The sequence below is a fragment of the Anaerosporobacter sp. genome (assembly GCF_031551385.1).
GTDB lineage: Bacteria > Bacillota > Clostridia > Lachnospirales > Lachnospiraceae > Anaerosporobacter.
Genome location: NZ_JAVBNS010000293.1, coordinates 1 through 4,996, shown reverse-complemented (window position 1 = coordinate 4,996; position 4,996 = coordinate 1). Strand labels below are relative to the sequence as shown.

Here is a 4,996-nt window from a genome sequence, read left to right as displayed (position 1 = left end):
TTCTAATTGTTTAATAACTGTTAAACTTGCATCCTGTGCCTCAAAGCCTGTTCCTACATCTGCACAAAATGTACAGCCTGTCCCGTGAATTCGATTAGGGCAAGTGATTGGCAAGTTTACAGGTAATTTATAAACTTTGGTTCCATATCTATCTTTTAAATAGTCTGAATATTTATAATACATATCTCATCTTCCTTACTTCCATTCAACGCTAATAACGCATATTATACCATATATTTGTTAAATTGTATAGGTAGATGAAAAAACTAGTTTTGTTTTATTATTAGTATAGAATGTATATTTTTTTGAAAAAGTAACATACTACTTCTAGAATGACAAAGGAGGTATATTATGAAAACCATAGATTATATTGCGCTCATTCTAGTAATTATCGGAGCTATAAACTGGGGACTAATTGGATTTTTAGGCTTTGACCTTGTAAGAGTAGTTTTCGGGGATATGACTCTAGTTTCAAGAATCGTATATGCCGTTATTGGTATTTGTGGCCTTTATGCTCTTAGTTTCTTCGGAAGATTACGTAACGATGCCTAATGCGGCTATTTAGAAAAGAGCAGATTCATTCCATTTTTTAATGGAGTCAATCTGCTCTTTTCTTAACATTTTATAATGATACAATAACATCACTCTTCAAGCTATCAGCTATACTGTCATTATTGATTGAAATACTTAAAACAAAATCGATGTGAAACTGATCGGAAATATTCTTTAACTTGTTGATTACGGTTTCAATTTCATCTCCTGCTACTTGTGCGACTTTTAGGAAACTATCAACGAACACACATTCCAAATCGTGGTCTTGTGATATAATCCCGCATACAAATCCAACAAATTCATGCTGATTCTCTACGAGATAATCGCTTACGCTTATCAATCGGAGTTTGTTGTTAAGTTCATACATATGTTTGTTGCTTTTGTCTATGTATACAACAGTACCTTCCGATTGCAGCATTTTTTCATTTGCTTGATTAATAAGTACTTTTGTCTTACCCTTACCTTTTTCACCAACAATAATCTGAACCATAGAAGTTCCTCCTTATTTTTCTTGAGGGTTCTGAAAGTTAGAAATCCAATAACCATAGCCATATCTGATGCTGTTACTAGTATATGCGAAAGCTCTGTAAGTCTATGAATTAATTATAGTATAGGCAGTATGAATTTACAATCTCTATTTGTAAATAAACTTAAGTAGGTAAGACATCTGTGAATATAATGTTGTTTTAGAATCTGATTTCAAAATAACAGAGATATATTCTTTGTCTGAGCGGTCTTTTGAATAAAGAACAAGACAAGAACCAGCTTTGTTTGTAGTGCCTGTTTTTCCACCTATTACAGTAATTCCTTCAGGCATCGTTTCAACGCCTTTTAAATAATTGTTTGTAGTTGAAAATTCTTTTTTCACTTGACTACCAGCACTATTACTATAGGTAGCATCATACGATTTCGTGCCTATAATTTCCACAAAAATGGGTTGTTTTAAAGCTTCTTGAAAGATAAGATAAATATCATAAGCAGTTGTATAATGGTTTTCATCATGAAGTCCATGAGCGTTGGCAAAGTGAGAATGTGTTGCACCTAACTCTTTTGCTTGCTCATTCATCATGTTAGCAAATGCCTCTTCACTTCCAGCAACATGCTCAGCAATGGCAATACCAGCATCATTACCAGAACTAATTAAAAAGACATTAAGAAGGTCTTTCAGATTAATCTGATCTCCTTCTTTAAGTCCACATAAACTTGCCCCTACTTCAGCGATATGGGAAGCATTATAACTAACCGTAACCGTATCTGATAGGTTTGCATTCTTTAATGTTACTAATGCTGTCATAACTTTTGTTATACTAGCTGGATACAATTTCTCGTAGATGCTATCAGCATACAATAACTTATTATCTGTATTATTGACTAGTAGTGTAGCTTCAGCAGCTAAGTTACCATCACCACCAATATCTGATTTTAAAGGGACTACACAAAGATTGTCTGTAAACAAATCAGCATATTCATCACTTGAATTATTTGCTGTCGTATACTCAATTGCACTTGAATCCGAAACGGAATACTTCATTAGTGCTTCAGTAGACGACGAACACCCTGTTAGTGTTACCATCACTAACAGGGAGCTTATTATCTGTATTTTCTTATTCAATCTCATTTTAAGGATTCTCTCCATTCTAAATCACCTCGATCTAACGCTTTGATAAGTAATTCAGCAGTTGCAAGATTCGTAGCTAATGGAATATTATGTGTATCACATAATTGAACAACATTATTAACATCTGGTTCATGTGACTTTGGTGTTAATGGGTCTCTTAAGAAGATAACAATATCTATTTGGTTGTGCTCGATTTGTGCACCCAACTGTTGTTCGCCGCCTAGATGACCTGCTAGATATTTATGAACATTTAGATTTGTAACTTCTTCAATCAATCTTCCTGTAGTTCCTGTCGCATATAATTCATTCTTACTTAAAATACCACGATAGGCAATACAGAAGTTTTGCATTAGTTTTTTCTTTGCATCATGTGCAATCATTCCGATATTCATATGCATTTACCCCCTCATATTTTTTCTTTGTAAGCTAACATTTAATATAAATCCTATTCCTATCATATAACTGACTAAGGAACTTAGTCCATAACTTATGAAAGGTAAAGGTAGTCCTGTATTTGGTAGCATAAGTGTTGCAACACCAATGTTGGCAAACACCTGAAACATAAACATGGCAGATATTCCTGTTGCAATCAACATACCAGTTCGGTCTCTTGCTGTTCTTGCAACCGCAAGGCATTTGAATATTACAATAGCTAAAAGACCAATAACAACGCATGCACCAATAAATCCTAGTTGTTCTCCTACTACAGAAAAGATAAAATCACTTTCTGATACCGGTAAGCTTTTGCTCTTTAGTTCTACGGATTGACCAGAAAACAATTTACCGTATAAACGCCCCGATCCCATATACTCAATTGATATTTTCTGTTGCCATACTTCAGCTGGATACTGATCAGGGAATTTAAAGGCTAGAATTCTTCCACGCTGGTAGTTATCTAGTATCTTCTGATAGGGTTGCTGTATATACCAAAACAATGCAATAGCAGAAGGAATTCCAAGCGCTAGTATTGGCACAATAAGTTTATAACTAAGACCAGCAGCATAAATCATAATAGCAAAGGTGAAGACCAAAACCATACTCGATGATAAATCAGGTTGTTTCATAACCATTGCTATAGGTATCATTATCATAACAGCCGAAATCAATACAGTGGATATACGATCCATCTTCTCTTTTCTATCAGTAAAGAATTGTGCAAGCACAACAATCATCATAATTTTACATACCTCGGAAGGCTGTAAATCAAACGCAACAAGATTAATCCAACGGTTTGTACCAAACTGTGGATGTGCAATGCCAGGTATAAATACAAGAACTAGTAAAACAAGATTTGCTAAATAAATTAACCATATAAAACGACATACAAAATGGTAATCAACAAGTGCTACAAAGCACATAGCCATAAAACCAAGTACAAGACCCATAATCTGCTTCTTACCATCTGCAGGTTCTACTAATCGAATTAGATATGTTCCTATACTTACGAGTATAAGAACAAGCACGACTAACGAATAGTTCATTCGTTTAAAGTCATATTGTTTAAAATCAAACATGAATAATCATCCTTATTTTCGTGGAGTTTTCAAGTCTTTAATCGGAATGTTGGCAATAAGCGCTGGAACTTTGCCGTTATTTTCCTCGGAGTCAGTTTGTGTAATTTCAATATCTAACTTCTCCTCGTCAATTTCCACATATTTTGAAATAACTTTAATAATGTCATTTTTCATCTGTTCCATAATCTCAGGAGAACAATTCGCGCGATCGGATACAAGCACAAGTTTTAAACGATCTTTTGCAACGCTACCCGATGCTTTTTTCTTGAATAATTCTGCGATACCCATTGGTTAATATTCCCTCCCTTTGTCCTATTGTTTTTTGAATATGCTAGCTAAACGTTGCATAAGTGATGCTTTTCCATTCAAGTCTAAGAAAGGAATTTGCTCGCCAGTGATTCTCTTGCAAACATTCATAAAAGCTTGTCCAGCTAATGTATCATTACCTACTAATGGTTCACCTTGGTTTGTTGAAATTACGATGCCTTCATCATCTGGTACAACACCGATTAAATCAACAGCTAGAATTTCAACAACATCATCACTAGACATCATGTCTCCACGTTTTACCATATCCATACGAAGTCTGTTAACGATTAAATGTGTTTGTTTAATCTCGTTTGCCTCAAGTAATCCAATGATTCTATCAGCATCACGAACAGCGGAAACTTCAGGAGTTGTAACTACTAAAGCACGATCTGCTCCAGCAATTGCATTCTTAAATCCTTGCTCAATACCTGCAGGACAATCCATTAGTATGTAATCAAACTCTTCTTTTAACTCATCTGCTAATTTGCTCATTTGCTCTGGTGTAACTGCGGATTTATCTCTTGTTTGAGCAGATGGCAATAAGTATAGATTTGGATATCTCTTATCTTTAATTAAAGCTTGCTTAATTCTACAATTACCTTCTACAACATCAACTAAATTATAAACAATACGATTTTCAAGACCCATTACAACATCAAGATTTCTTAATCCTATATCGGTATCGATTAATACAACTTTTTTGTTTAATTGTGCTAAACCAGTACCTACGTTAGCTGTAGTAGTTGTTTTACCAACGCCACCTTTTCCCGACGTTATAACTATTACTTCACCCATGAAATTATTCCTCCAAACTTTTTAATTCATAATGTCTATTGTTGTCTATTCGTAACAGGGATACATCATATTACGAATAGACCATATGCTTATAGACTAATTCTATAGACGAATGTCATTAAGAACATCTTTACTAATGGATTCAATATAAATGTTTCCATCTTCTACATAAGCAATTTTTGCTTCTTTGGAAACTTCTCTCGATCTT

7 protein-coding genes and 1 pseudogene are annotated in these 4,996 nt (G+C 34.3%); 1 reads left to right on the top strand and 7 read right to left on the bottom strand.

Annotated elements, in window-relative coordinates:
• Positions 1–183 (bottom strand): annotated as a pseudogene (locus RMR19_RS21600) (TIGR01212 family radical SAM protein); the annotation flags it as partial.
• 168 nt (positions 184–351) lie between these two features.
• Here RMR19_RS21600 and RMR19_RS21595 point away from each other — a divergent pair.
• A complete protein-coding gene (locus tag RMR19_RS21595; RefSeq protein ID WP_310605582.1) occupies positions 352–552 on the top strand; it encodes a DUF378 domain-containing protein in 201 nt (66 codons plus the stop codon).
• Positions 553–622: 70 nt separating this feature from the next.
• On the opposite strand, the gene RMR19_RS21590 is transcribed toward RMR19_RS21595, so the two are convergent.
• The 6 genes from RMR19_RS21590 to minD form a co-directional block, all read right to left on the bottom strand.
• Positions 623–1,042 carry a twitching motility protein PilT gene (locus tag RMR19_RS21590; protein WP_310605581.1) on the bottom strand — a complete coding sequence of 140 codons (420 nt, stop codon included), beginning with the start codon at positions 1,040–1,042 and terminating at the stop codon, positions 623–625.
• Positions 1,043–1,186: 144 nt separating this feature from the next.
• Entirely contained in the window at positions 1,187–2,188 is a 1,002-nt protein-coding gene (locus RMR19_RS21585; protein ID WP_310605580.1) for a D-alanyl-D-alanine carboxypeptidase family protein, read from the bottom strand.
• The gene (locus RMR19_RS21580; RefSeq protein WP_310605579.1) at positions 2,167–2,562 is read right to left on the bottom strand and encodes a methylglyoxal synthase; all 396 of its coding nucleotides are present in this window, start codon (positions 2,560–2,562) and stop codon (positions 2,167–2,169) included. The genes RMR19_RS21585 and RMR19_RS21580 overlap by 22 nt, the downstream gene beginning before the upstream one ends.
• 6 nt (positions 2,563–2,568) lie before the next feature.
• Positions 2,569–3,684, bottom strand: a complete 1,116-nt coding sequence (locus tag RMR19_RS21575) for an FtsW/RodA/SpoVE family cell cycle protein (RefSeq protein ID WP_310605578.1) — start codon at positions 3,682–3,684, stop codon at positions 2,569–2,571.
• A 12-nt stretch (positions 3,685–3,696) separates the two neighbouring features.
• Positions 3,697–3,972, bottom strand: a complete 276-nt coding sequence (gene minE, locus RMR19_RS21570; RefSeq protein WP_310605577.1) for a cell division topological specificity factor MinE — start codon at positions 3,970–3,972, stop codon at positions 3,697–3,699.
• A gap of 24 nt (positions 3,973–3,996) precedes the next feature.
• Positions 3,997–4,788 carry a septum site-determining protein MinD gene (gene minD / locus RMR19_RS21565; RefSeq protein WP_310605576.1) on the bottom strand — a complete coding sequence of 264 codons (792 nt, stop codon included), beginning with the start codon at positions 4,786–4,788 and terminating at the stop codon, positions 3,997–3,999.
• Positions 4,789–4,996: the final 208 nt, after the last annotated feature.

Bases quoted from the DNA above. Each gene is read 5' to 3' on its own strand.
- RMR19_RS21580 (WP_310605579.1), bottom strand. From the start codon at position 2,562: ATGAATATCGGAATGATTGCACATGATGCAAAGAAAAAACTAATGCAA.
- RMR19_RS21585 (WP_310605580.1), bottom strand. From the start codon at position 2,188: ATGGAGAGAATCCTTAAAATGAGATTGAATAAGAAAATACAGATAATA.
- minD (WP_310605576.1), bottom strand. From the start codon at position 4,788: ATGGGTGAAGTAATAGTTATAACGTCGGGAAAAGGTGGCGTTGGTAAA.
- RMR19_RS21590 (WP_310605581.1), bottom strand. From the start codon at position 1,042: ATGGTTCAGATTATTGTTGGTGAAAAAGGTAAGGGTAAGACAAAAGTA.
- RMR19_RS21595 (WP_310605582.1), top strand. From the start codon at position 352: ATGAAAACCATAGATTATATTGCGCTCATTCTAGTAATTATCGGAGCT.
- minE (WP_310605577.1), bottom strand. From the start codon at position 3,972: ATGGGTATCGCAGAATTATTCAAGAAAAAAGCATCGGGTAGCGTTGCA.
- RMR19_RS21575 (WP_310605578.1), bottom strand. From the start codon at position 3,684: ATGTTTGATTTTAAACAATATGACTTTAAACGAATGAACTATTCGTTA.